Origin of the sequence: Streptomyces sp. NPDC007872 (assembly GCF_042868165.1) — a bacterium.
Classification (GTDB): domain Bacteria; phylum Actinomycetota; class Actinomycetes; order Streptomycetales; family Streptomycetaceae; genus Streptomyces.
This window is the reverse complement of sequence record NZ_JBIAEA010000004.1, coordinates 137,813-159,838: the sequence shown is the minus strand read 5'-3', so window position 1 is coordinate 159,838 and position 22,026 is coordinate 137,813. Positions and strand designations below refer to the sequence as shown.

Genomic DNA, 22,026 nt, shown 5'->3' with positions numbered 1-22,026 from the left:
CGAGGGCCTGAACCCCAGTGGAAGGCAACACTCCCACCGTGATCTACCGGCACCTTAACGCGCCCTCGCGCGGCTTCTCGCCGTTCTCGCACAACATCATCCGGCACCCCCGGCTGAACTCCCACGCCGTGCGGCTGCTGACCTGGCAGCTCTCCCTTCCCGAGGACGCCCGCGAAAACCTGTCCCGTACCGCTGAACGGGCCAGGATCGGGGGCGACTCGTTCACCAAGGCCAAGCGCGAGCTCATGGCGGAGGGGTTCGTCCACGAGCGTCGGACGCAGGTGGCCGGAGGGCTGTGGGTGACGCAACAGCTCATCTCCGCCGACCCGTTGACCCGTGAGCAGGCGGCCAAGATCTTCGCCCGGGAGCCGCGCCTCCTCCACCGGGAGCCCGCGTCCCCGCAGGTCGTACCGGGTGACGGGAATCCGGTCGCCGGTGTTCCGGTGCACCCGTCCACCGGCGGTCATCCAGAAGAAGACCTCCAGGAGAAGACCTCCCACCTTCCGGACGGGGGCGGGGGCGGGGACGGGGAGCCCGCACCCGAGGGCCCCCGGCCCCTCGGAGAGCCCCGGCCCCTCGAAGACGCCCGCGCCCTCGTCGGGGCCCTCCCCCTGCTCTCCCCCGCCCTGCGCCGCATCCCGCCCGGCATGCGCGACGAACTCGCCCGGCTCGCCGCCCGGTGGCTGGAGGCCGGACACACCTCCGCCGACGTGCACGAGCACGTCCTGTGCGGCCTCCCCGGTGCCGGGACGCCCGTACACCGGCCCGGTGGGCTCGTCCGGTACCTGCTGCGGGAGGTGCCGCCCCGCGAAGTGCCGCCCCCGGTGTCCGAGGGGCCTCGGCTGTCCGCGCGGCTGGCCGGGGCGCGGGAGTGCGCCGGGGAGCACGTGCAGCCGATGCTGTTCCGGCCCGTCGCGGACGAGGCGTACTGCCGGGGGTGCGCGGCCGGGGGCGGAACCGGAACGGGGACCGAACCGCCCGTCCGGTGGCGGTCGACCGACGGTCCCGACGGGCACAATGCCCCCATGACCGCAGACCAGGACCCCGCGCTCCTCCGGCGCTGGAACGCCACCCTGCTCGCCGCCCGCGCCGGACGCGAGGGCCCCGACCCCGCCCCGTACGGGCGGAACCTGCTCGCCCGCTGGGCCGAGCCGCAGCGCCGGTACCACACGGTCGACCACCTGCGGGCGGTCCTCGACCGCATCGACGAGCTGGCCGACCAGGGCGGCGAGGGCGGTGAGCTGGAACTCGTACGGCTCGCCGCCTGGTTCCACGACGCCGTCTACCGCCCCGACCGCTCGGAGAACGAGGAGCGCTCGGCGCTCCTGGCCGAGAAGGCCCTCGCCGAGGCGGGCCTCACCCCGCACGAGGTGACCGAGGTCGCCCGTCTGGTGCGCCTGACCGTCACCCACGACCCGGACGGCGGCGACCTCAACGGCGAGACGCTCTGCGACGCGGACCTCGCGGTCCTGGCGAGCGACCCCGCCGCGTACGCGGCGTACGCGGCGGCGGTCCGCGAGGAGTACGGCTTCGTCCCCGACGACGCCTTCCGCGAGGGCCGCGCCGCCGTCCTGCGCCACCTCCTCGACCTCCCCCGGCTCTTCCGCACCCCCTACGGGGCGGCGGTGTGGGAGGAGCGGGCGCGCGAGAACGTGGAGCGGGAGCTGAAGGAACTGACCGGACGGGCGGGCTGAGGCGCCCGCGACAAAACCACTACTCGCTCGTCAGCGGCCCTTGTTAGCCTCCGGCACGCGGTCCGTGATCACGGACCGCGACCGCTTTCAGGGGAGGGACGCTTGTCCAGTCGGAAGCCCGGTCGCGCGAGACGCGCCGGAAGAGGGTCGTACGCGGGGTGGGGCGCGGCGGCGACCGTGGCCGCGGTCGTCGCGTCGGTCGTGACGGCCGTGCCCGGCACCGCGCACGCGGCGGACAACCTGCCGCCGGAGCAGCCGCTCGTCCAGGACCTCCGGACGAACTCCGAGCCCTGCGCCACCGGCGACGCGCCCGCGTACGTCGCGACGGAGCCCTTCGTCACGGCCGTGCTGCGCGACCCGGTGGAGGACAACCAGCCCTCCGAGGCCAATATGGTCTCCGGCGAGTTCGAGGCCTGGTGGACGGACGCCTCCGGAGCCGAGCAGCGCCGCACCTACGCCTCCTCGTACCCGCTGCCCTCCGGGACCGCCCAGCGCTGGCAGCTCCCGCCGGACGTACCGGCCGACACCGTCGTCTCGTGGCACGTCCGCGCGAACGACGGCACCGCGGTCTCCGCGTGGAGCTCCGAAGGGGCGGGCGCGGCCTGCCGGTTCGTGATCGACCGCGTGAGCCCGAACGCCCCGGTCGTCACCTCCGAGGAGTACCCGGCGGACCAGTACCGGGACGGCGTCGGCGTGTACGGCTCCTTCACCGTGGACTCCCCGTCGCCCGACGTCGTCGCGTACGAGTACGGCTTCGTCGGCGGCCCCTACGGGACCGCCCGTCCCGCCGAGCCCGGCGGCGGCGCGACCGTCCGCTTCCTGCCGCAGAGGAACGGCCCGGACTACCTGACCGTCCGGGCGATCGACCGGGCGGGCCGGAGCAGCACGAGCGTCTACCACCACTTCTTCGTGAACGCCGGCCGCGTGCCGGTCGCCCACTGGAAGCTGGCCGACGCCGCCGGGTCCACGAGCGCCGCCGCCGAGAAGGGCACGGCCGCCCGGGCCGGCACCGGCGTGACCTTCGGCGGCGCGGCGCCCACCGGCACCTCCCTCACCTCCACGGCCGCGCTCGACGGCAGCCGCCAGGCCTTCCTCACCGCGCCCGCCCCGGCCGTCGACACCCGCGGGACCTTCGCCGTCAGCGCCTGGGTCCGCCCCGCGCGGACCGACCGCGCCATGACGGTCGCGAGCCAGGACGCGGCCGGCGGGTCCGCCTACGTCCTCGGTCTGCGCACGGAGGCCTCCGGCCCCGTCTGGTCCTTCGCCCTCGGCGACGCACGGGTGTCGGGCGGTGCTCCGGAGACCGGCGAGTGGGCGCACCTCCTGGGCCTCCGCGACGCCGAGACCGGTGACGTCCGGCTGTACGTCGACGGCCGCCCGGTGGGCACCGCCGTGCGGGCCGTCCCCGCCGCGGCGACCGGCGCGTTCCAGCTCGGCCGGGCCCGTCAGGGGACCGGCTACGACCGGCACTGGAAGGGCGACCTCGGGGACGTCCGGGTCCACGACCGCGTCGTCGTCGCCGACGAGGTGACCCGGCTCGCCCACCGGCAGCCGAAGCGGCTCGGCCACTGGGCCCTGGAGACCGCGACGGACGGCGCCAGCCCGGGGGCGGCCGGTGACGGACCGCTGCGGCTCCGCACCGGGGCGACGATCCACCGGGGCCCCGACGGGTCCTGCGTCCCGGACCTCGACCCCGACTGCCCGGACGTGCCGTACGCCCTGGTCGGCGACGGCCACCTGACCCTGGACGGCAAGGCCGGTCACGCCGTCGCCGACGGGCCGGTCGTGGACACCTCGGAGAGCTTCAGCGTCGGCGTGACCGTGCGGCTCGCGGACCCCGAACCGGCCCGCCCGATGACCGTGCTGTCCGTGCCCGGCACGTACGCGGACGCCTTCAAGGTGCGCTACAGCCCGTCGGCCCGCGCCTGGCAGCTCGTCGTGCCGAAGCGGGACAAGGCCGGCGCGCCCGAGCTGGTCCTCTCGCAGATCGTCCCGGCGGACGGCGGCCAGGGCCAGGGCCACCACCTGGCCGTCGTCCACGACGACGCGACCAACACGGTCAAGCTGTACCTCGACGGGTACACCAACGCGAGTGCGACCGCCGCCCTTCCGACGTCCTGGCGCGGCACCGGTCCGCTCCAGATCGGCCGCGGCCTCACCGCCCGCGGTCCCGGCGAGTACCTGCGCGGGGACGTGGACGAGGTCCAGGCGTACTCCGGCGCGCTGCGGGACAGGGACGTCATCGGGCTCGGCGGCGGCGGCGAGCCCTGCCTCTGCTGAGCGGCGCCCCCCGGTGAGGGGCCGCCCGGCCCCGGCCGGGAACGGGCGGCCCCTCCGTGCCCCCGGGGCGCGTGTCCCTGGGGCGCACGCCCCCGGGGCACGCGCCCCAGGGACGTATCCACATGCCAAGACGGTCCGGCAGGACGGAATGACAGGCATGAATCCACGGTTGACCCATGTCATGCCGCCTTCCTCAGCCGAGCCCGCCCCCACCGGGACCACCGCCCCCACGAGCACCCGCATGCCGACGGCCGTCTACATCCTCGGCCTCTCCGTCTTCGCGCTCGGGACGAGCGAGTTCATGCTCTCCGGGCTGCTCCCGGCCATCGCGGAGGACATGGACGTCTCCATCCCGCGCGCCGGGCTGCTCATCTCGGCCTTCGCGATCGGCATGGTGGTGGGCGCCCCGCTGCTCGCCGTGGCGACCCTGAGGCTCCCCCGCAAGACGACCCTGATCTCCCTGATCACCGTCTTCGGCCTGGGGCAGGTCGCGGGCGCCCTCGCGCCGAACTACGGGGTGCTCTTCGCCTCCCGGGTCGTGAGCGCGCTCGCCTGCGCCGGGTTCTGGGCGGTCGGCGCGGCCGTCGCCATCGCGATGGTGCCGGTGAACACGCGGGCCCGGGCCATGGCCGTCATGATCGGCGGGCTCTCCATAGCCAACGTCCTCGGCGTCCCCGCCGGCGCCTTCCTCGGCGACCACCTCGGCTGGCGCTCCGCCTTCTGGGCGGTCGGCCTCGCCTCCGCGATCGCCCTCGTCGGCGTCCTCACCCGCATCCCGCGCATCCCGGTCCCCGAGACCCGGCCCCGGCTCCGGCGGGAGCTGACGATCTACCGCGACCGCCAGGTCCTCCTCTCGGTCGTCGTCACCGCGCTCGCGGCAGGCGGCGTCTTCTGCGCCTTCTCGTACCTCGCCCCGCTCCTCACCGACGTCTCCGGCCTCGACAAGGGCTGGGTCTCGGTCGTCCTCGGGCTCTTCGGCATCGGCGCCCTGGTGGGCACGACGATCGGCGGCCGGGTCGCGGACGCGCACCTCTTCGGGGTGATGCTCAGCGGCATCGCCGCCTCGACCGTCTTCCTGGTCGCCCTGGCGCTCTTCGCGTCCAGCCCGGTCGTCACGGTCCTGCTGGCCTTCCTCCTCGGCGTCTCCGCCTTCTACACCGCCCCGGCCCTCAACGCCCGCATGTTCAACGTGGCCGGTGCCGCCCCCACCCTCGCCGGCGCCACCACCACCGCCGCCTTCAACCTCGGCAACACCGGCGGCCCCTGGCTCGGCGGCACGGTCATCGACGCGGGCCTCGGCTTCGCCTCCACGGCCTGGGCGGGCGCGGCGATGACGGCGGTGGGGCTGGGAACGGCCGCGGTGGCCCTGAGGCTCTCCCGGCGGACGCCGGGCGGCGGCCACGTCGTGACCGGGAGCGGGGCGGCCGCCCCCGCGAAGGACGGCCGGGAGCCGTCGTCCCTGTCGGGCTGAGGCAGGGATCCTCCGCGTACGCCCTCCGGTCCTGCGGAATCGCGTACGCCCTCCGGCCCGGCGGGGCCGCGTACGTCCTCCGGTCCTGCGGGGCCGCGTACGTCCTCCGGTCCTGCGGGGCGGGTCAGCCCGCCGACCGTCCCTTCGGCCGTCGCAGGCCCGCCGCGGTGAGGCGGCGGAGGAGTTCCTTCGAGCCGACCTCGACCGCGCCGCCGGTCACCGCGGCCGCGTAGTAGTGGGACGGGATGTCGTAGTGGTCCCGCTCGAAGGCGCGGCGCGGGGCGCCGATCGTGGCCGCGAAGGCGTGCAGCTCCTCGAAGGAGACGTCGCTGACCAGGTGCGACCACATGCGGCCGTGCCCCGGCCAGGTCGGCGGGTCGATGTAGAGCGTCATGCGCGGACCCCTCCCGCCGCCCCGGTCCCGCCGCTCACGTCAGGCCGCCCACCGGCGCCACCACCACGCCCTGCTCGCCGCAGACCCAGTGCGGGTCCGGGCCGAGTTCCGGCTCCACGTCGAGGGCGTGCGGGTCGCCCGAGGCGCAGACGGGGCAGATCGGCCAGCGCCCGTACCGTTCGAGCAGGGCGTCCTGCACGTCCTGGGCGACGAGCCCCGCCACGTACGACACCCCCTCCGGCCACTGCTCGACCCACCAGCGCCGGTGGGTCACCGCGTCCTCCACCATCGACACCATCTCGGCGGCGGCGACCTGCCGGGCCGCGAGATCGGCCAGTACCAGCGCGCGGGCGGTGTGCAGCGCCTGCTCCACCGCGTCGATCTCGTCCATGCCCTCATTGTCACCCGGCCCGGAAGCCGCCGGAAAGGGCGAAGGTCCCTTCCGGTTCCGGACACCGGAAGGGGCTTGTCGCACCACCTTTCCGAAAGTATCTTTCAGGCGTGACCAATGACGTGAAGGAAAGTTTCACCAGCGACGCGCCCCCCGCCCCCGCCGCCCTCGCGGCCAAGGTGCGGACCCTGGCGCCCTCCATGACCCGCTCCATGCAGCGCGTCGCCGAGGCCGTCGCCGGAGACCCGGCCGGCTGCGCCGCCCTCACGGTCACCGGCCTCGCCGAGCTCACCGGCACCAGCGAGGCGACCGTCGTCCGCACCGCCCGCCTCCTCGGCTACCCCGGCTACCGCGACCTGCGCCTCGCCCTCGCCGGACTCGCCGCCCAGCAGCAGTCCGGCCGCGCGCCCGCCGTCACCGCCGACATCGCCGTGGACGACCCCATCGCCGACGTCGTCGCCAAGCTGGCCTACGACGAGCAGCAGACCCTCGCCGACACCGCCGCCGGGCTCGACACCGTCCAGCTCGGCGCCGCCGTCGCCGCCCTCGCCACCGCCCGCCGCGTCGACATCTACGGCGTCGGCGCCTCCGGGCTCGTCGCGCAGGACCTCGGCCAGAAGCTGCTCCGGATCGGCCTGGTCGCCCACGCCCACAGCGACCCGCACCTCGCCGTCACCAACGCCGTGCAGCTCCGCTCCGGCGACGTCGCCCTCGCCATCACCCACTCCGGTTCGACCGGCGACGTCATAGAACCGCTCCGGGTCGCCTTCGACCACGGCGCCACCACCGTCGCGATCACCGGCCGCCCGGACGGCCCCGTCACCCAGTACGCCGACCACGTCCTCACCACCTCCACCGCCCGCGAGAGCGAACTGCGCCCCGCGGCCATGTCGTCCCGCACCAGCCAACTCCTGGTCGTGGACTGCCTGTTCACCTGCGTCACCCAGCGGACGTACGAGACGGCCGCCCCGGCCCTCGCCGCCTCCTACGAGGCCCTGGCCCACCGGCACTCGCCCCGCACCCGCTGAACCGCGACCCGCACCACCCGCACCCGTAGAGCCCCGGCGCCGACGACGCCGCCGTACCGAAAGAGCCGCACGTGTCCGCTTCCGCTTCCACGTACTCCGAACTCCGCGCCCAGCTCGCCACCCTCACCACCGAGGCCTTCCGCCCCGAGCTCGCGGAGATCGACCAGCTCCCGACCCTGGAGATCGCCCGCACCATGAACGGCGAGGACCAGACCGTCCCCGCCGCCGTGGCCCGGCAGCTCCCCGCCATCGCCGCCGCCATCGACGCCGCCGCCGCGCGGATGGCCCGCGGCGGCCGCCTGATCTACATGGGCGCGGGGACCGCCGGACGCCTCGGCGTCCTCGACGCCAGCGAGTGCCCGCCCACCTTCAACACCGACCCCGCCGAGGTCGTCGGGCTCATCGCGGGCGGCCCCTCCGCCATGGTCAAGGCCGTCGAGGGCGCCGAGGACTCCGGGGAGCTCGCCGTCGAGGACCTCACCGCGCTCGGCCTCACCCCGGACGACACCGTCGTCGGCATCTCCGCCTCCGGCCGCACCCCGTACGCCGTCGGCGCCGTCGAGCACGCCCGCGCCCTCGGCGCGCTCACCCTCGGCCTGTCCTGCAACGCCGACAGCGCGCTCGCCGCCGCCGCCGAGCACGGCATCGAGGTCGTCACCGGCCCCGAGCTGCTCACCGGCTCCACCCGGCTCAAGGCCGGCACCGCCCAGAAGCTCGTCCTCAACATGATCTCGACGATCACGATGATCCGGCTCGGCAAGACGTACGGGAACCTGATGGTCGACGTCCGCGCCTCCAACGAGAAGCTCCAGGCCCGCTCGCGGCGGATCGTCGCGCTGGCCACCGGCGCGCCCGACGAGCGGATCGAGTCCGCGCTCGCCGCCGCCGACGGCGAGGTGAAGAACGCGATCCTCATGATCCTCGCGGACGTCGACGCCCCGGCCGCCGCCGAGCTCCTCACGGACTCCCGGGGCCACCTGCGCGCCGCGCTGCACGCCCGGTAGACCCCGCACGGCCCCCTCCCCCACACAGCAAGGCACCACCGCACCATGAGCACAGACGACAAGAACCGCGCCGTCGCCGCCGCGATCCTCCCCCTCGTCGGCGGCGCCGGGAACATCACCTCCGTCGCCCACTGCATGACCCGCCTCCGCCTCGGCCTGCGGGACCGCTCGCTCGTCCGGGACGAGGAGCTCAAGGCCCTGCCGGCCGTGATGGGCGTCGTGGAGGACGACACGTACCAGATCGTCCTCGGGCCGGGCACGGTCGCCCGCGTGACCCCGGAGTTCGAGGCCCTGACGGCCGAGGCGCCGGCGGACGGCGCCCCGGCGGACCCGACGTCCTCCGCCGACGGCCTCGCGGCGCAGGGCGCGGCGATCAGGGCGGCCCGGAAGGCGCGGAACCAGACCCCGTTCAAGCTGTTCCTCCGCCGGATCGCGAACGTCTTCGTGCCGCTGATCCCCGCCCTCATCGGCTGCGGCATCATCGCCGGCCTCAACGGCCTCCTGGTCAACCTCGGGTGGCTCCCCGCCGTCACCCCCGCCCTCGCCGCCATGGCCAGCGGCTTCATGGCCCTCATCGCGGTCTTCGTCGGCTTCAACACGGCGAAGGAGTTCGGCGGCACCCCGATCCTCGGCGGCGCGGTCGCGGCGATCATCGTCTTCCCCGGCGTCGCCAAGGTCGACGCCTTCGGCCAGACGCTCTCCCCCGGCCAGGGCGGTGTGCTCGGCGCGCTGGGCGCGGCGGTCCTCGCGGTGTACGTGGAGAAGTGGTGCCGCCGGTGGGTGCCGGAGTCCCTGGACGTCCTGGTCACCCCGACGCTCACGGTCCTGGTCTCCGGCCTGGTCACGATCTTCGGCCTGATGTTCGTCGCGGGCGAGGTCTCCACCGCGATCGGCGACTTCGCCGACTGGCTCCTCGCGCACGCCGGAGCGGGCGCGGGCCTCGTCCTGGGCGGGCTCTTCCTGCCGCTGGTGATGCTGGGCCTGCACCAGGCGCTCATTCCGATCCACACCACGCTCATCGAACAGCAGGGCTACACCGTCCTGCTGCCCATCCTCGCGATGGCGGGCGCGGGCCAGGTCGGCGCGGCGATGGCGGTCTACCTCAAGCTCCCGCGCAACGGCTCCCTCCGCCGCACCATCAAGTCCGCCCTCCCGGCCGGCTTCCTGGGCGTCGGCGAGCCCCTGATCTACGGCGTCTCGCTCCCCCTGGGCCGCCCCTTCGTCACCGCCTGCGTGGGCGGCGCGTTCGGCGGCGGCTTCGTCGGCCTCTTCAGCATGCTGGGCGACAAGGTCGGTTCGACCGCGATCGGCCCGTCGGGCTGGGCCCTCTTCCCGCTCCTCGACGGCAACCACGGCCTGGGCCGGACGATCGCGATCTACGCGGGCGGCCTCCTCGTCGGCTACCTGGCCGGCTTCGCAGCGACGTACTTCTGGGGCTTCAGCGCCCGGCTCCTGGAGGAGTTCGACGTGGAGACGGAGGCGGGAACGGTCGAGGTGACCGCCTCGACGGGCGCGACGGGCCCGTCGGACCCCGAAGCGGAGCCGACCCCGGAACCGGCCAAGCTCTGACACCCCCGTACGGAAGGACCGGGCCGCTCCCTAGACTCCGCGCCCATGACCACCACGCAGCGCATCGCCGCCGACCTCGCCCCCACCGGAGTCCTCCGCGCCTCCGTCAACCTCGGGAACCCGGTGCTCGCCCGGGGCACCCCCGAGAACCCCTCCGGGATCACCGTCGACCTGGCCCGGGAGATCGGGGCGCGGCTCGGGGTCGGGGTCGAGCCGCTCTGCTTCGACGCGGCGCGGAAGTCGTTCGAGGCGATGGCGGACGGGCGGGCCGACCTCTGCTTCCTCGCCGTGGACCCGGCGCGCGAGGCGGAGGTCGCGTTCACCGCCCCGTACGTCGTCATCGAGGGCGTGTACGCCGTGCCGCGCGACTCCGCGCTCAGCACCGTGGAGGAGGTCGACGCCCCCGGCGTCCGGATCGGGGTCAAGAAGGGGTCCGCCTACGACCTGTTCCTGTCCCGCACCCTCGCCCACGCGACCGTCGTGCGCGGGGAGGAGGGCGTCGACGTCTTCCGCGCCGAGGGCCTGGAGGCGGGCGCGGGCATCCGGCAGCCCCTGACCGCGTACGTACGGGAGAACCCCGGCGTCCGGCTGATCGAGGGCCGCTTCATGGAGATCCGGCAGGCGGTCGGCACGACGCTCTCCCGCGCCCCGGAGACCCTCGCCTTCCTGCGCGACACGGTCGAGGAGCTGAAGGCGAACGGCTTCGTCACGGACGCGCTGCGCCGCGCGGGGCAGGACACGGGCCTGCTGGCCCCCTGACCTCCGTCGGGGACCGGTCGCGGGCCCGAACGACCTGCGGTGCCCCAACGCCCGAGGGCGGCACCCCCCGTGGGGGTGCCGCCCTCGTTCGCGTCCAGCGACGAACCGCCGATCCCGGGATCCGGAGATCCCCGAGGATCAGAAGTCCATGTCACCGCCCGGCATGCCGCCGCCGGCCGGCGCGGCGGCCTTCTCCGGCTTGTCGGCGATGACGGCCTCGGTGGTGAGGAACAGCGCGGCGATCGACGCGGCGTTCTGCAGCGCGGAGCGCGTCACCTTCGCCGGGTCGATGATGCCCTCGGCGATGAGGTCGACGTACTCGTTGGTCGCGGCGTTCAGGCCGTGGCCGACGGGCAGGTTGCGGACCTTCTCCGCCACGACGCCGCCCTCGAGGCCGGCGTTGACGGCGATCTGCTTCAGCGGGGCCTCCAGGGCCAGCTTCACGATCGCGGCACCGGTGGCCTCGTCGCCGGAGAGGTCGGCCTCCAGCTTCTCGAAGACGGTGGACGCCTGGAGCAGGGCCACGCCACCGCCGGCGACGATGCCCTCCTCGACGGCCGCCTTCGCGTTGCGAACGGCGTCCTCGATGCGGTGCTTGCGCTCCTTGAGCTCGACCTCGGTCGCGGCGCCGGCCTTGATGACGGCCACGCCGCCGGCCAGCTTCGCGAGGCGCTCCTGGAGCTTCTCGCGGTCGTAGTCCGAGTCGCTGTTCTCGATCTCGGCGCGGATCTGGTTCACGCGACCGGCGACCTGCTCGCTGTCACCGGCACCGTCGACGATGGTGGTCTCGTCCTTGGTGATGACGACCTTGCGGGCGCGGCCCAGCAGGTCGAGGCCCGCGTTCTCCAGCTTGAGGCCGACCTCCTCGGAGATGACCGTGCCGCCGGTGAGGATGGCGATGTCGTTCAGCATGGCCTTGCGGCGGTCGCCGAAGCCCGGGGCCTTGACCGCGACGGACTTGAAGGTGCCGCGGATCTTGTTGACGACCAGGGTCGACAGGGCCTCGCCCTCGACGTCCTCGGCGATGATCAGCAGCGGCTTGCCCGACTGCATGACCTTCTCCAGGAGCGGGAGGAGGTCCTTCACGGAGGAGATCTTGGAGTTGACGATCAGGAGGTAGGGGTCGTCGAGCGACGCCTCCATGCGCTCCATGTCAGTGGCGAAGTACGCCGAGATGTAGCCCTTGTCGAAGCGCATGCCCTCGGTGAGCTCCAGCTCCAGACCGAAGGTCTGGGACTCCTCGACGGTGATGACGCCTTCCTTGCCGACCTTGTCCATCGCCTCGGCGATGAGCTCGCCGATCTGGGTGTCGGCGGCGGAGATGGAGGCCGTGGAGGCGATCTGCTCCTTGGTCTCGACGTCCTTCGCCTGCTCGAGCAGGGCGCCGGAGACGGCCTCGACGGCCTTCTCGATGCCGCGCTTGAGGGCCATCGGGTTGGCACCGGCGGCGACGTTGCGGAGGCCCTCGCGGACGAGCGCCTGGGCGAGGACGGTGGCGGTGGTCGTGCCGTCGCCGGCGACGTCGTCCGTCTTCTTGGCGACTTCCTTGACCAGCTCGGCGCCGATCTTCTCGTACGGGTCCTCGAGCTCGATCTCCTTGGCGATGGAGACACCATCGTTGGTGATCGTGGGGGCGCCCCACTTCTTCTCGAGGACGACGTTGCGGCCCTTGGGGCCGAGGGTGACCTTGACGGCGTCAGCGAGCTGGTTCATGCCGCGCTCGAGACCGCGCCGGGCCTCCTCGTCGAACGCGATGATCTTGGCCATGTGAAGTGGTCCTCCCGGACATGGGGTGGATAACGCTCCAGGACCGCGCCGACGCCCGCGACGGACGGCCTCCGCAGCTCCGCGTGGTTCCTTGCCCCACCCGGCCGGCGACCTCGTCTGCCCGATCCTCGTAGCACTCTCACCTTCCGAGTGCTAACGCCAATGATTAGCACTCGCCCCATGAGAGTGCAAGCCGTTCCGGAGGAACGTCGATGGGGGGTGGCGGTCGGGCGACGGGAGGGCGCAAGCGACTCTCGGGTTTCGGGAAGGGAGCGGGAAGGGGCGGCCAGGGTCGGAGGGGGGTCCGGGAACGCGTGAGGGGCCCGCGTCCCCTGGGGGATGCGGGCCCCTCGACGGCGTTGCGTCGGTGGCCGATCGCGCCGCGCTCAGACGGCGAGCTTGACCATGTCCGCCTGCGGACCCTTCTGGCCCTGCGAGATCTCGAACTCGACTCGCTGTCCCTCTTCGAGGCTGCGGTAGCCATCCATCTGGATCGCGCTGTAGTGGACGAAAACATCCGCACCACCGTCGACCGCGATGAAGCCGTAGCCCTTCTCCGCGTTGAACCACTTGACGGTGCCCTGAGCCATGCCTAACTCCCCTATTACTGGCCCTTGCGCGGGGCCGCACTTCACGAACCCCGGGTCAGACCCTGCGCCGGAACGCGTCGACCGCCGCTGAATGTATCTGTCCAACTGCCCTCTGCAACAGGCCATTCGGGCGAGAATTCTGGGCAGCACGGAGAGGAGAATTGGGGAGGTTCCCCTGAATCGCGGGGCAAGTCGGGCCCGGCAAAGCGCGCAGAAGGTGCACAACGCGCACACAGTTTGACTGCTTCTTGTCAGGTCGAGGCGCGTTTTCATATGCACCCGGCATGAGCAGTGGAGGGGGCTTCCCCAACTCTACCGCGCTCAACCATGCAGAATTGCCCCTTCCGCTTATGGACGCGGAAGGGGCAATTCAAGAAAGACGGGACAACGGGTACCGCTCGGGAAACGCGGCTCAGCAGCCGCCGGCGACCGCCGGGATGATCGAGACGCCGGAGCCGGCCGGGGTGGCCGTCTCCAGGCCCTGCTCGAAGCGCACGTCGTCGTCGTTCACGTAGACGTTGACGAAGCGGCGCAGCTTGCCCTGGTCGTCCAGGACGCGGGCGGCGATGCCCGTGTGGTTCTTCTCCAGGTCCGCGATGACCTCGGCGAGGGTCGCGCCCTCGGCCCGGACCTCGGACTGCCCGCCGGTGTAGGTGCGGAGGATGGTGGGGATGCGGACGTTCACTGCCATGGCTTCTTGACCTTTCGGGGGACCGGAGGAGTTCAGTGGGCCAGGCCGGCGTCGCGGAACGCGTCCAGGCTCGGGCGGATGGTGACGGTCTCCCGAGAGGTGTCGGCCACCGCGTCCAGGGTCTTGAGCCCGTCGCCGGTGTTGATGACGACGGTGGTGAGCTCCGGGTCGATCAGGCCGTTCTCCACGAGCTTGCGCGCGACGCCGACGGTCACGCCGCCCGCGGTCTCGGCGAAGATGCCCTCGGTCCGCGCGAGCAGCTTGATCGCGTCGACGACCTGCTCGTCGTTCACGTCCTCCACGGCGCCGCCGGTGCGGCGGGCGATGTCGAGGACGTACGGGCCGTCGGCCGGGTTGCCGATCGCGAGCGACTTGGCGATCGTGTTCGGCTTCTGGGGCCGCACGACGTCGTGGCCCTCCTTGAAGGCCACCGACACCGGGGAGCAGCCCTCGGCCTGGGCGCCGAAGATCTTGTACGGCTTGTCCTCGACGAGGCCCAGCTTGATGAGCTCCTGGATGCCCTTGTCGATCTTGGTGAGCTGGGAGCCGGACGCGATCGGGATGACGATCTGGTCGGGGACGACCCAGCCGAGCTGCTCGCAGATCTCGTACGCGAGCGTCTTGGAGCCCTCGCCGTAGTACGGGCGCAGGTTGACGTTCACGAAGCCCCAGCCCTCGCCGAGCGGGTCGCCGATGAGCTCCGAGCAGAAGCGGTTGACGTCGTCGTAGTTGCCCTCGATGGCGACGAGGTCACCGCCGTAGACGCCGGCCATGACGACCTTGCCCTCCTCCAGGTCGTGCGGGATGAACACGCAGGAGCGGAAGCCGGCGCGGGCGGCGGCGGCGCCGACGGCGCCGGCCAGGTTGCCGGTGGAGGAGCAGGAGAGGGTGGTGAAGCCGAAGGCGCGGGCGGCCTCGATGGCCTGGGCGACGACCCGGTCCTTGAAGGAGTGGGTCGGGTTCCCGGAGTCGTCCTTGACGAAGAGCCTGCCGGGGGCGACGCCGATCTCGCGGGCCAGGTTGTCGGCCTTGACGAGCGGGGTCCAGCCGGGGTTCAGGTTCGGCTTCTCGGCGACGTCGGCTGGGACGGGCAGGAGGGGGGCGTAGCGCCAGATGCTGGCGGGGCCGGCCTCGATGCGCTTCCGCAGCTCCTCGGGGTCGCCGACCGGCAGGTCGTACGCGACTTCGAGCGGTCCGAAACAGAGCTCGCAGGCGAAGATCGGGCCGAGGGCGAAGACTTCACCGCATTCGCGACAGGAGAGCCCGGACGCGGAACCGAGGTCGACGGTGGTGGCGGGTGCGACGGTCTGTACAGCCATGGAGGGGAGGCCCTTTCTCCTCATCTTTCTCAATGGCGAATTTTTCGCCATGAGACGGATTTGGCACCTTCCCTAGCCGGGGGCCTCGGTGGATCACGAGACGAACCGACTGGAGGGTTGCCGGGGCTTCAACGGGCCGTTTCCCTCTGCCCCTCTGGATGAGCGGTATTCGATTGTGGAAGCACCGGGACTTTCGTTCCCGTGCTCCGACGCGGTCGCCACCCCGACGTGCGCGGGGTCGCTGCGTTGTTCAAGACTGTAACCGAAGGCCCGGGCGCTTGGACGGCCCGTCCGAACCGCGAGATGGAGATCACGTGCTGGAAGAGGTGGAGCGCTGGCTGTCCCGGCGGTCCTGGTCCGTGGCGGACCGGCCGCTGGAGCGGATCCTCGCCGCCAAGCGCTCGACGACGGTCAGCGTGGTGCTGCCGGCGCTGAACGAGGAGGCGACCGTCGGGGACATCGTGGGCGTGATCCGCCGCGAGCTGATGTCGGAGGCGGTGCCGCTCGTCGACGAGCTGGTGGTGCTCGACTCGGGCTCCACGGACCGCACGGCGGAGGTCGCGGCGGCGGCCGGGGCGCGGGTGGTGGCGCGCGACGGCATACTCCCCCGGATACCGGCCGTGCCCGGCAAGGGCGAGGTCCTGTGGCGGTCACTGATGGTGACGGGCGGGGACGTGGTCTGCTTCGTGGACGCGGACCTGCGGGACTTCTCGGCGGACTTCGTGACGGGGATCGTGGGCCCGCTCCTGACCGACCCCGAGGTGCACCTCGTGAAGGCGATGTACGACCGCCCGCTGGGCGACGCGCCCGGCCAGGGCGGCCGGGTGACGGAGCTGATGGCGCGCCCGGTGCTCAACCTGCACTGGCCGCAACTGGCCGGCTTCGTGCAGCCGCTCGGCGGCGAGTACGCGGCCCGCCGCTCGCTCCTGGAGCGGCTGCCCTTCCCGGTCGGTTACGGAGTGGAGCTGGGACTCCTCGTGGACGCGCTGCACACGGTGGGCCTGGACGGGCTCGCGCAGGTGGACGTGGGGGTCCGCAAGCACCGGCACCAGGACGGGCACGCGCTCGGCCGGATGGCGGCGACGATCTACCGGACGGCGCAGCTCCGGCTGTCGCGGGGGCACCTGGTGCGGCCGTGGCTGACCCAGTTCGAGCGGGGGGAGGCGGGCTTCGAGCCGCGGACGTACCCGGTGGACACGGAGGAGCGGCCGCCGATGACGGAGATCGCGGAGTACGCGCGCCGCCGCGTGGCGTAACGCGTTCTCATGACCCGTTTTACATACATTCATCTGCCATGGGTTCCATGGGCTTCGGGCGAGGTGCGGGCAGGGTACTGACGACGGCGGGCGTGGCGGCGGCCGCACTCCTGGCGACGGCGACGGGCGCGGCTCCCGCGCCCGCGCCGGAGTCCGTCTCCGCGCCCCCGGCATCCGTGCCCCCGGCCTCCGTCTCCGCGCTCCCGGCCTCCGTCCCGGCCTCCCCGGCGCCGGGCGCGCACGGCGGCCGGTCCGTCACCCCGGCGCGGGCGCGGGGCGGCGAGGAACGGCTCTGGCTGTTCGGCGGCCTGGTGACGGCGCTGGCGGCGACGGGCCTGGTGGCGAGGGCGGCCCTGCGCGACCGCACCGACCTCTGAGGTCCCGCGAAGCCCCTCCCGGGCTCCCGCTGACGCTCCGTGGCCGAGATCCCCCCGTCTTGTATACGTACGTTTGAGCGTTTACGGGACGGGCTAGGTTCGCCACATGGCTACTGTGCTCGTCGCATCCAACCGCGGTCCCGTCTCGTACGTGCTCGGCGAGGACGGCTCGCTCGACACCCGCAGGGGCGGCGGCGGTCTGGTCTCCGGCCTGAGCGCCGTCTCCTCGCAGGACAGCGTGTGGGTGTGCGCGGCGCTCGGCGAGGGCGACCGGGAGGCGGTCCGGCGCGGGGTCGGGGAGCCCGGCGTGCGGATGCTGGACATCGACCCGGACGTGTACGCGGACGCGTACAACGGCATCGCGAACTCGGTGCTGTGGTTCCTCCACCACCACCTGTACGACGTCCCGCGCGAGCCCGTGTACGACGCGGAGTTCCGGCGCCGGTGGGAGTCCTACCGCGCCTACAACCGCGCCTTCGCGGAGGCGCTGGCCGGGGCGGCGGACGAGGGGGCGGCGGTCCTGGTGCAGGACTACCACCTGGCCCTGGTCCCCGGGCAGCTCCGCGAGCTGCGCCCGGACCTGCGGATCGCGCACTTCACCCACACCCCGTGGGCGTCCCCGGAGTACCTGCGGATGCTGCCGGACGACATCCGCGAGGAGCTGCTGTGGGGCATGCTCGGCGCGGACGAGCTGGGCTTCCACACGACGGCCTGGGCCGAGGCCTTCGCGGCGGGCGCGGACGTGACGGGCACCGGGACGCGCGTCGCGGTGCACCCGCTCGGCGTCGACGCGGAGGAGCTGCGGGCGCTGGCGTACCGGCCGGCGGTGGACGAGCGGCTCGCGGAGCTGCGGGCGGAGGTCGGCGACCGGAAGACCATCGTCCGCGTGGACCGCACCGAGCTGTCGAAGAACATCCTGCGCGGCCTGCTGGCATACCGCGAGCTCCTGACCGCCCACCCGGAGTGGCGCGGCCGGGTGGTGCACCTGGCGTCGGCCTACCCCTCGCGCCAGGACCTGGAGGTCTACCGCTCGTACACGACCGCCGTGGCGGCCCTGGCGGAGGAGATCAACGCCGAGTTCGGCACGGAGGACTGGACGCCGGTCCTGGTCTCGGTGAAGGACGACTTCACCCGCTCCCTGGCGGCCTACCGCCTGGCGGACGTGGCCCTGGTGAACCCGGTCCGCGACGGCATGAACCTCGTGGCCAAGGAGATACCGGTGGTCTCGGAGGAGGGCTGCGCCCTCGTCCTGTCCCGGGAGGCGGGCGCGTACGAGGAACTGGGCGAGGACGCCCTCACGGTGAACCCCTTCGACGTCTCGGCGACCGCCGAGGCCCTCCACGCGGCCCTCACGATGCCCCCCTCCGAGCGCGCCGACCGCACCAAGCGCCTGGCGACGGCGTCCACGGCCCTGCCGCCGCAGCGCTGGTTCCTGAACCAACTGGAGGCGCTGAGGAACCCCGCGTAGGGCGTCCTCGCCCGGTTCCTCCGCGAGGCGCCTCCTGCGCGGGGCGGCCCGGTCAGGCCCGGAGGGCGTAGAACAGCAGGCTCCGCATCTCCTCCCAGCGCTGGAGGATGTCGCTCCGGCGGCTGAGCGCGTCCGAGATGTGCTGCATGCCGAAGAAGGCCGAGAGCAGCACCCGCGCGGCGGCCTCCGGCTCCACGCCCGGGCGCAGCTCCCCGTCCTCGCGGGCCTGCTCCATCAGATCGGTGAGCAGGCCCGCCCAGCTCACGTACGGCTGCGGCAAGTCGGCCTCGATCAGCGGCCGTTCCAACTGCAGCCGGGCGCCGGCCTGCATGACCGGGTCCGTGTGGAAGGCCTGTGCCGCCCGGTCGAGGACCTCCCGGAGGGTGTCCATCGGCCCCAGGCCCGTGGCCCGCACCTCCTCGATCACCGCCGGCCAGCGGCCGTAGTGGTTCTCGACCACGGCCAGCGCCAGCGCCTCCTTGCTGCGGAAGTGGAAGTACACCGCCCCCTTGGTCATGCCGACGCGGTCGGCCACGTTCAGCATCGAGGTGGTGCGGTAGCCCTTCTCCGCGAAGAGCTCCGCTGCGGCGCTCAGGATCTGAGCACGCGTCAGGAAGGCTCTCTCCTGCTTGAGTTCGGGACCGTCGGGGACGGACTCGGTGGCCGGGTCTCTCGGTGTCGACGTCACGCGTCCAACCTCTCATCGAGCGGTCCGGTGGAGCTCGGCACCACCCTTAAAGTCATTGCAATATACCTTCCGGCAGGTATATTTTCGATCCGGTCAAGGGCTCGTCGAGCCCTTCCGAGCGCCTCACGCTCCTTTCCCGTTCAGCTCGCACGCGCGTTTTCCCTGGGGGGATTCTTCATGCCTGTGCTCGAAACGACGGCGATACCGCAGCAGCTTCCGAGCCCCGTCCCGACCGTCGGCCGCGGCCCGTCCCACGCCCTGCCGACGGCACGCGAACTGGTCCACAAGACCCAGCCCTCCGAGGTGCTGGTCACCGACGCGGCCCGCCTGGGCGAGGACCGGTTCGCGGTGGCCGCCCTCTGGCCGCACGACCACCTCCTCTACCAGCCCGTCGCCGGCGGGGCCGCCGACCCCACCCTGCTGGTGGAGACCGCCCGCCAGGCGGCCGCCCACATCAGCCACCGCTTCTACGACGTGCCGCTGCGGGGCATGCCCTTCGTCCTGACCACGTTCGAGGCCGACATCGACGCGCCCGGCCTGCCCCACGCCCACGCGGGCGCCCTCCCCGTCCTGCTGGACGCGGTCTGCACCCGCACGACCGTCTCGCCCGGACGCCTCGGGCTGGCGATGGAGGTCACCTTCCACATCGGGGGCCTCCGCCGGGGCCGCGCCCGCTTACGGTGGGAGGTCATGGGCGAGCGCCGCTACGCGATCCTGCGCGGCCGCAGGTGCCCCACCCCTCCGCCCACTCCGCTCCCGCCCTCCGCGCCGGCCCTGCCGCTGCCGCCCCACGTCGTGGGCCGCCGCCGTGCCGCCGACGTCCTGCTGGCCCCGCCTCCCGGCGCGGAACCCGACGCCTGGCGTCTGGTCCTGGACCGCGGCCACCCGGTCTACTTCGACCACGAGAGCGACCACATTCCCGGCATGGTCCTCCTGGAGGCCATGCGCCAGGCGGCGCACGCCGCCACCTTCGCCGCCTCGGGCCCGGCCGGGAGCTGGTCACCGCTGTCGCTGGCGGTGTCCTTCGAGCTGTTCGGCGCGCTCGACGCGCCCGTGACCGTCCACGCCCACCGGTCGCCGGACCCGGAGGCCTCCGGCCACGCCGACTTCCACCTCACCGCCACCCAGTTCGACCGCACCCTGGTCCGGGCGCGGCTTCGCGGTGCGGCGCCCTCCCGCAGACACGCGGCCGAGGAGGCGCCGGCATGCTGACCGCCCACGCCCTCGGCTCCGTGCCCGCGCAACGTACCGCCGCCTCCGCCGAGGGGGTCTCCGACGCCGCGCGCACCGCCTCCGCCGAGGGGGTCTCCGACGCCGCGCGCGCCGCCGCCGCCGACTCCCGCGCGATGGAGGAAGGACGCACCCTCACCCCCCGTGTGGCCGCCGCCCTGACCGCCGCCGGGTTCCCCCGCCACTTCGTGCCGCGCCGCTTCGGGGGCGAGGCCGGATCCTTCTCGGCCCTGCTGGCCTCCGGGACCCGCCTGGCGCAGGCCAGCGCGTCCGCCGCGTGGTGCGCCACCCTGTACGCGGCCCACGGCCGCCTCGCCGCCTACCTCCCCGAGGACGGGCAGCGGGACCTCTGGGCGGACTCCCCCGACGTGCGCATCGCCGCCGCGGTCGTCCCCCCGCAGGGACGGGCCCGCATCGAGGGGGACCACTGGCGCCTGACCGGCCGCTGGGCGTACGCCAGCGGGGTCGACCACGCCGACTGGGTCCTGCTGGCCGCCTGGACCGGGGACACGGAGCCCCGGGAGCACCGCGTCTTCGCCGTGCCGCGCGGCGCCGTCGTCGTCGACGACACCTGGCGCTCCCTCGGCCTGCGCGGCACCGGCAGCAACACGGTGACGGCCCGGGACGTCCTGGTTCCCGTCCACCGCACGTTCACCGTGGCGGACCTGGCCCACGGCCGCCCCGACGGTGCCCGGTGCCACAACGTCCCCCCGTCCATGGTCGCGTCCCTGCTCTTCGCCGTGCCGGCGCTCGGCGCGGCCCTCGGCGCCCTCGACGACTGGCAGGCGGCCACGGCCGCCAAGCGGCGCGCCGACGGGACCCGGGCCCACCGGACGCCCCGCGCCCAGGAGGCGGCGGCCCGTTCGTCGGCCGAGGTCGCGGCCGCCCGGCACCTGCTGGAGGCGGCGGCCCGCCGCGCCGACCACGCACCGGTCACCGCGCTGGCGGCCGCGGAGAACCAGCGCGACACGTGTGCCGCGGTGACCCTCTGCGCGGATGCGGTCGACCGCCTCTTCAAGACGACGGGCGCCGGCGGCCTGGCCGAGCACGACCCCGTGCAGCAGCGCTGGCGCGACGTCACGGCCGTCGCCGCGCACGCCGCGCTGGACTTCGACAGGGCCGCCTCGGCCTACGCCGAGGCGTCGTGCGCCGCGTCCGGCGAAGACCTCCGATGAGCCGGTCCGTGCCCACGGCGTTCTTCGACGTGGACGAGACGCTCATGAGCGCCAAGACGATGCTCTCCTTCCGCACCTGGTGGGACACCCGCTCCGGCGGGGACACCACCTGGCTCCAGGAGCTGCTGCACAGCCCGTCGGACCGGATGGAGAAGAACCGCGCGTACTACAGGCGGTTCGCCGGCGTTCCCCACGGGCTCTTCCTCGCCGCGGGCCACGAGTGGTACGAGGACCACCGGCGCGGGCCCGCCCCGTTCGTCGTCGCCGGTCTGCGGGCCCTCCGGAGGCACCGGGCCGCCGACCACCGCATCGTCCTGGTCTCGGGATCCCATCGGGCCTGCCTGGATCCGATCGCCCGGGACCTGGGCGTGGACGACGTCCTCTGCACCGAGTTGGACGTCGACGAGGAGGGCGTGCTGACGGGGGAAATAATCCGGCCAATGATCGGCGAGGCCAAGGCCACCGCCGTCACCGCCGTGCTGGCGGAGTCCGGCACTCCGCCGGAGCTGTGCTTCGCCTACGGGGACCACTCCAGCGACCTGCCCCTGCTGTCGATGGTCGGCACGCCCATGGTCGTGGGAGAGGATCCGGTGCTGCTGTCGCACGCCCGCGACCGGGGCTGGCCGGTGCTTCCGGCGACCGCGGGTCCTCCGCAGGGGAGTTGGAGCCTGCTGCGGACGGGCTGACCTTCCGCCCGCCCGGCCCTCCACCGGCCCGTACGGACGGGACGGCCGCGGCGCGGCGGCGAACCGCACACGAGTGAGGAACCCCTGCCCGGGGCGGCCCCGATGCCGTCCCGGGCTTCTTCACGAGCGCCCCGGACCCCGCCGCGCGCCCCGGAGGAAGGGGGAGCAACTCAGCCAGGTGCCCCTTCA

20 protein-coding genes and 1 riboswitch are annotated in these 22,026 nt (G+C 73.3%); of the genes, 13 read left to right on the top strand and 7 right to left on the bottom strand.

The genetic code is table 11. The features are described 5' to 3' along the window. Positions 1 to 1,025: 1,025 nt before the first annotated feature. The 3 genes from ACFYNX_RS15245 (at position 1,026) to ACFYNX_RS15235 (ending at position 5,445) form a co-directional block, all read left to right on the top strand. Positions 1,026 to 1,694 carry a hypothetical protein gene (locus ACFYNX_RS15245; protein ID WP_365543179.1) on the top strand — a complete coding sequence of 223 codons (669 nt, stop codon included), beginning with the start codon at positions 1,026 to 1,028 and terminating at the stop codon, positions 1,692 to 1,694. Positions 1,695 to 1,871: 177 nt separating this feature from the next. Continuing rightward, positions 1,872 to 3,974 (top strand): LamG-like jellyroll fold domain-containing protein, encoded by a 2,103-nt coding sequence (locus tag ACFYNX_RS15240; RefSeq protein ID WP_388661760.1) that lies wholly within the window; start codon positions 1,872 to 1,874, stop codon positions 3,972 to 3,974. A 241-nt stretch (positions 3,975 to 4,215) separates the two neighbouring features. Beyond that, positions 4,216 to 5,445: a Cmx/CmrA family chloramphenicol efflux MFS transporter gene (locus ACFYNX_RS15235; protein ID WP_388662550.1), complete on the top strand. Its 1,230-nt coding sequence runs from the start codon at positions 4,216 to 4,218 to the stop codon at positions 5,443 to 5,445. A 124-nt stretch (positions 5,446 to 5,569) separates the two neighbouring features. On the opposite strand, the gene ACFYNX_RS15230 is transcribed toward ACFYNX_RS15235, so the two are convergent. Further along, complete coding sequence (locus ACFYNX_RS15230) at positions 5,570 to 5,839, bottom strand: DUF4031 domain-containing protein (protein ID WP_365542816.1); 270 nt, start codon at positions 5,837 to 5,839, stop codon at positions 5,570 to 5,572. A 34-nt stretch (positions 5,840 to 5,873) separates the two neighbouring features. Beyond that, positions 5,874 to 6,230: a hypothetical protein gene (locus tag ACFYNX_RS15225; RefSeq protein WP_365542814.1), complete on the bottom strand. Its 357-nt coding sequence runs from the start codon at positions 6,228 to 6,230 to the stop codon at positions 5,874 to 5,876. A 110-nt stretch (positions 6,231 to 6,340) separates the two neighbouring features. Here ACFYNX_RS15225 and ACFYNX_RS15220 point away from each other — a divergent pair, with 110 nt between their 5' ends. From ACFYNX_RS15220 to ACFYNX_RS15205, 4 genes are all read left to right on the top strand, one after another. Then, positions 6,341 to 7,258 (top strand): MurR/RpiR family transcriptional regulator, encoded by a 918-nt coding sequence (locus tag ACFYNX_RS15220; protein ID WP_125658047.1) that lies wholly within the window; start codon positions 6,341 to 6,343, stop codon positions 7,256 to 7,258. Positions 7,259 to 7,329: 71 nt separating this feature from the next. After that, entirely contained in the window at positions 7,330 to 8,262 is a 933-nt protein-coding gene (gene murQ, locus ACFYNX_RS15215) for an N-acetylmuramic acid 6-phosphate etherase (RefSeq protein ID WP_365542812.1), read from the top strand. Positions 8,263 to 8,307: 45 nt separating this feature from the next. After that, positions 8,308 to 9,831, top strand: coding sequence for a PTS transporter subunit EIIC (locus tag ACFYNX_RS15210; RefSeq protein ID WP_388661757.1), 1,524 nt, complete (start codon positions 8,308 to 8,310; stop codon positions 9,829 to 9,831). Positions 9,832 to 9,876: 45 nt separating this feature from the next. Further along, positions 9,877 to 10,590 (top strand): transporter substrate-binding domain-containing protein, encoded by a 714-nt coding sequence (locus ACFYNX_RS15205; RefSeq protein ID WP_388661755.1) that lies wholly within the window; start codon positions 9,877 to 9,879, stop codon positions 10,588 to 10,590. 138 nt (positions 10,591 to 10,728) lie between these two features. Here ACFYNX_RS15205 and groL read toward each other — a convergent pair whose 3' ends face one another. The 4 genes from groL to thrC all read right to left on the bottom strand — a co-directional run bounded on the left by groL (position 10,729) and on the right by thrC (position 14,981). After that, entirely contained in the window at positions 10,729 to 12,357 is a 1,629-nt protein-coding gene (groL, locus tag ACFYNX_RS15200; RefSeq protein ID WP_062753193.1) for a chaperonin GroEL, read from the bottom strand. 386 nt (positions 12,358 to 12,743) lie between these two features. Then, entirely contained in the window at positions 12,744 to 12,947 is a 204-nt protein-coding gene (locus ACFYNX_RS15195) for a cold-shock protein (protein ID WP_015035246.1), read from the bottom strand. Positions 12,948 to 13,359: 412 nt separating this feature from the next. Further along, positions 13,360 to 13,638, bottom strand: a complete 279-nt coding sequence (locus ACFYNX_RS15190) for a MoaD/ThiS family protein (RefSeq protein WP_356543131.1) — start codon at positions 13,636 to 13,638, stop codon at positions 13,360 to 13,362. Between the two features lie 32 nt (positions 13,639 to 13,670). Continuing rightward, complete coding sequence (gene thrC / locus ACFYNX_RS15185) at positions 13,671 to 14,981, bottom strand: threonine synthase (RefSeq protein WP_365542805.1); 1,311 nt, start codon at positions 14,979 to 14,981, stop codon at positions 13,671 to 13,673. Next, positions 14,975 to 15,122: riboswitch (SAM riboswitch) on the bottom strand. Its footprint overlaps the gene before it by 7 nt. 149 nt (positions 15,123 to 15,271) lie before the next feature. Here thrC and ACFYNX_RS15180 point away from each other — a divergent pair. From ACFYNX_RS15180 to ACFYNX_RS15170, 3 genes are all read left to right on the top strand, one after another. Next, positions 15,272 to 16,213 (top strand): glucosyl-3-phosphoglycerate synthase, encoded by a 942-nt coding sequence (locus ACFYNX_RS15180; protein WP_388661752.1) that lies wholly within the window; start codon positions 15,272 to 15,274, stop codon positions 16,211 to 16,213. Positions 16,214 to 16,251: 38 nt separating this feature from the next. Next, entirely contained in the window at positions 16,252 to 16,590 is a 339-nt protein-coding gene (locus ACFYNX_RS15175) for a hypothetical protein (RefSeq protein ID WP_388661751.1), read from the top strand. Positions 16,591 to 16,696: 106 nt separating this feature from the next. After that, entirely contained in the window at positions 16,697 to 18,058 is a 1,362-nt protein-coding gene (locus ACFYNX_RS15170; RefSeq protein WP_365542800.1) for a trehalose-6-phosphate synthase, read from the top strand. A gap of 52 nt (positions 18,059 to 18,110) precedes the next feature. On the opposite strand, the gene ACFYNX_RS15165 is transcribed toward ACFYNX_RS15170, so the two are convergent. Then, a complete protein-coding gene (locus ACFYNX_RS15165) occupies positions 18,111 to 18,746 on the bottom strand; it encodes a ScbR family autoregulator-binding transcription factor (protein ID WP_365542798.1) in 636 nt (211 codons plus the stop codon). Positions 18,747 to 18,923: 177 nt separating this feature from the next. Here ACFYNX_RS15165 and ACFYNX_RS15160 point away from each other — a divergent pair, with 177 nt between their 5' ends. Genes ACFYNX_RS15160 through ACFYNX_RS15150 form a run of 3 tightly spaced genes read left to right on the top strand, consistent with a single transcriptional unit; the run spans position 18,924 to position 21,837 of the window. Beyond that, entirely contained in the window at positions 18,924 to 19,958 is a 1,035-nt protein-coding gene (locus ACFYNX_RS15160; RefSeq protein ID WP_388661748.1) for a ScbA/BarX family gamma-butyrolactone biosynthesis protein, read from the top strand. Continuing rightward, positions 19,952 to 21,151, top strand: a complete 1,200-nt coding sequence (locus ACFYNX_RS15155; RefSeq protein WP_388661746.1) for an acyl-CoA dehydrogenase family protein — start codon at positions 19,952 to 19,954, stop codon at positions 21,149 to 21,151. Before ACFYNX_RS15160 ends, ACFYNX_RS15155 begins: the two co-directional genes overlap by 7 nt. Next, a complete protein-coding gene (locus ACFYNX_RS15150; protein ID WP_388661744.1) occupies positions 21,148 to 21,837 on the top strand; it encodes an HAD family hydrolase in 690 nt (229 codons plus the stop codon). The genes ACFYNX_RS15155 and ACFYNX_RS15150 overlap by 4 nt, the downstream gene beginning before the upstream one ends. Positions 21,838 to 22,026: the final 189 nt, after the last annotated feature.

Coding starts and splice junctions, on each gene's coding strand:
- ACFYNX_RS15245 (WP_365543179.1), top strand. CDS start 1,026: ATGACCGCAGACCAGGACCCCGCGCTCCTCCGGCGCTGGAACGCCACC.
- ACFYNX_RS15235 (WP_388662550.1), top strand. CDS start 4,216: ATGCCGACGGCCGTCTACATCCTCGGCCTCTCCGTCTTCGCGCTCGGG.
- ACFYNX_RS15230 (WP_365542816.1), bottom strand. CDS start 5,839: ATGACGCTCTACATCGACCCGCCGACCTGGCCGGGGCACGGCCGCATG.
- ACFYNX_RS15225 (WP_365542814.1), bottom strand. CDS start 6,230: ATGGACGAGATCGACGCGGTGGAGCAGGCGCTGCACACCGCCCGCGCG.
- ACFYNX_RS15210 (WP_388661757.1), top strand. CDS start 8,308: ATGAGCACAGACGACAAGAACCGCGCCGTCGCCGCCGCGATCCTCCCC.
- ACFYNX_RS15205 (WP_388661755.1), top strand. CDS start 9,877: ATGACCACCACGCAGCGCATCGCCGCCGACCTCGCCCCCACCGGAGTC.
- groL (WP_062753193.1), bottom strand. CDS start 12,357: ATGGCCAAGATCATCGCGTTCGACGAGGAGGCCCGGCGCGGTCTCGAG.
- ACFYNX_RS15195 (WP_015035246.1), bottom strand. CDS start 12,947: ATGGCTCAGGGCACCGTCAAGTGGTTCAACGCGGAGAAGGGCTACGGC.
- ACFYNX_RS15190 (WP_356543131.1), bottom strand. CDS start 13,638: ATGGCAGTGAACGTCCGCATCCCCACCATCCTCCGCACCTACACCGGC.
- thrC (WP_365542805.1), bottom strand. CDS start 14,981: ATGAGGAGAAAGGGCCTCCCCTCCATGGCTGTACAGACCGTCGCACCC.
- ACFYNX_RS15175 (WP_388661751.1), top strand. CDS start 16,252: ATGGGTTCCATGGGCTTCGGGCGAGGTGCGGGCAGGGTACTGACGACG.
- ACFYNX_RS15170 (WP_365542800.1), top strand. CDS start 16,697: ATGGCTACTGTGCTCGTCGCATCCAACCGCGGTCCCGTCTCGTACGTG.
- ACFYNX_RS15160 (WP_388661748.1), top strand. CDS start 18,924: ATGCCTGTGCTCGAAACGACGGCGATACCGCAGCAGCTTCCGAGCCCC.
- ACFYNX_RS15155 (WP_388661746.1), top strand. CDS start 19,952: ATGCTGACCGCCCACGCCCTCGGCTCCGTGCCCGCGCAACGTACCGCC.
- ACFYNX_RS15150 (WP_388661744.1), top strand. CDS start 21,148: ATGAGCCGGTCCGTGCCCACGGCGTTCTTCGACGTGGACGAGACGCTC.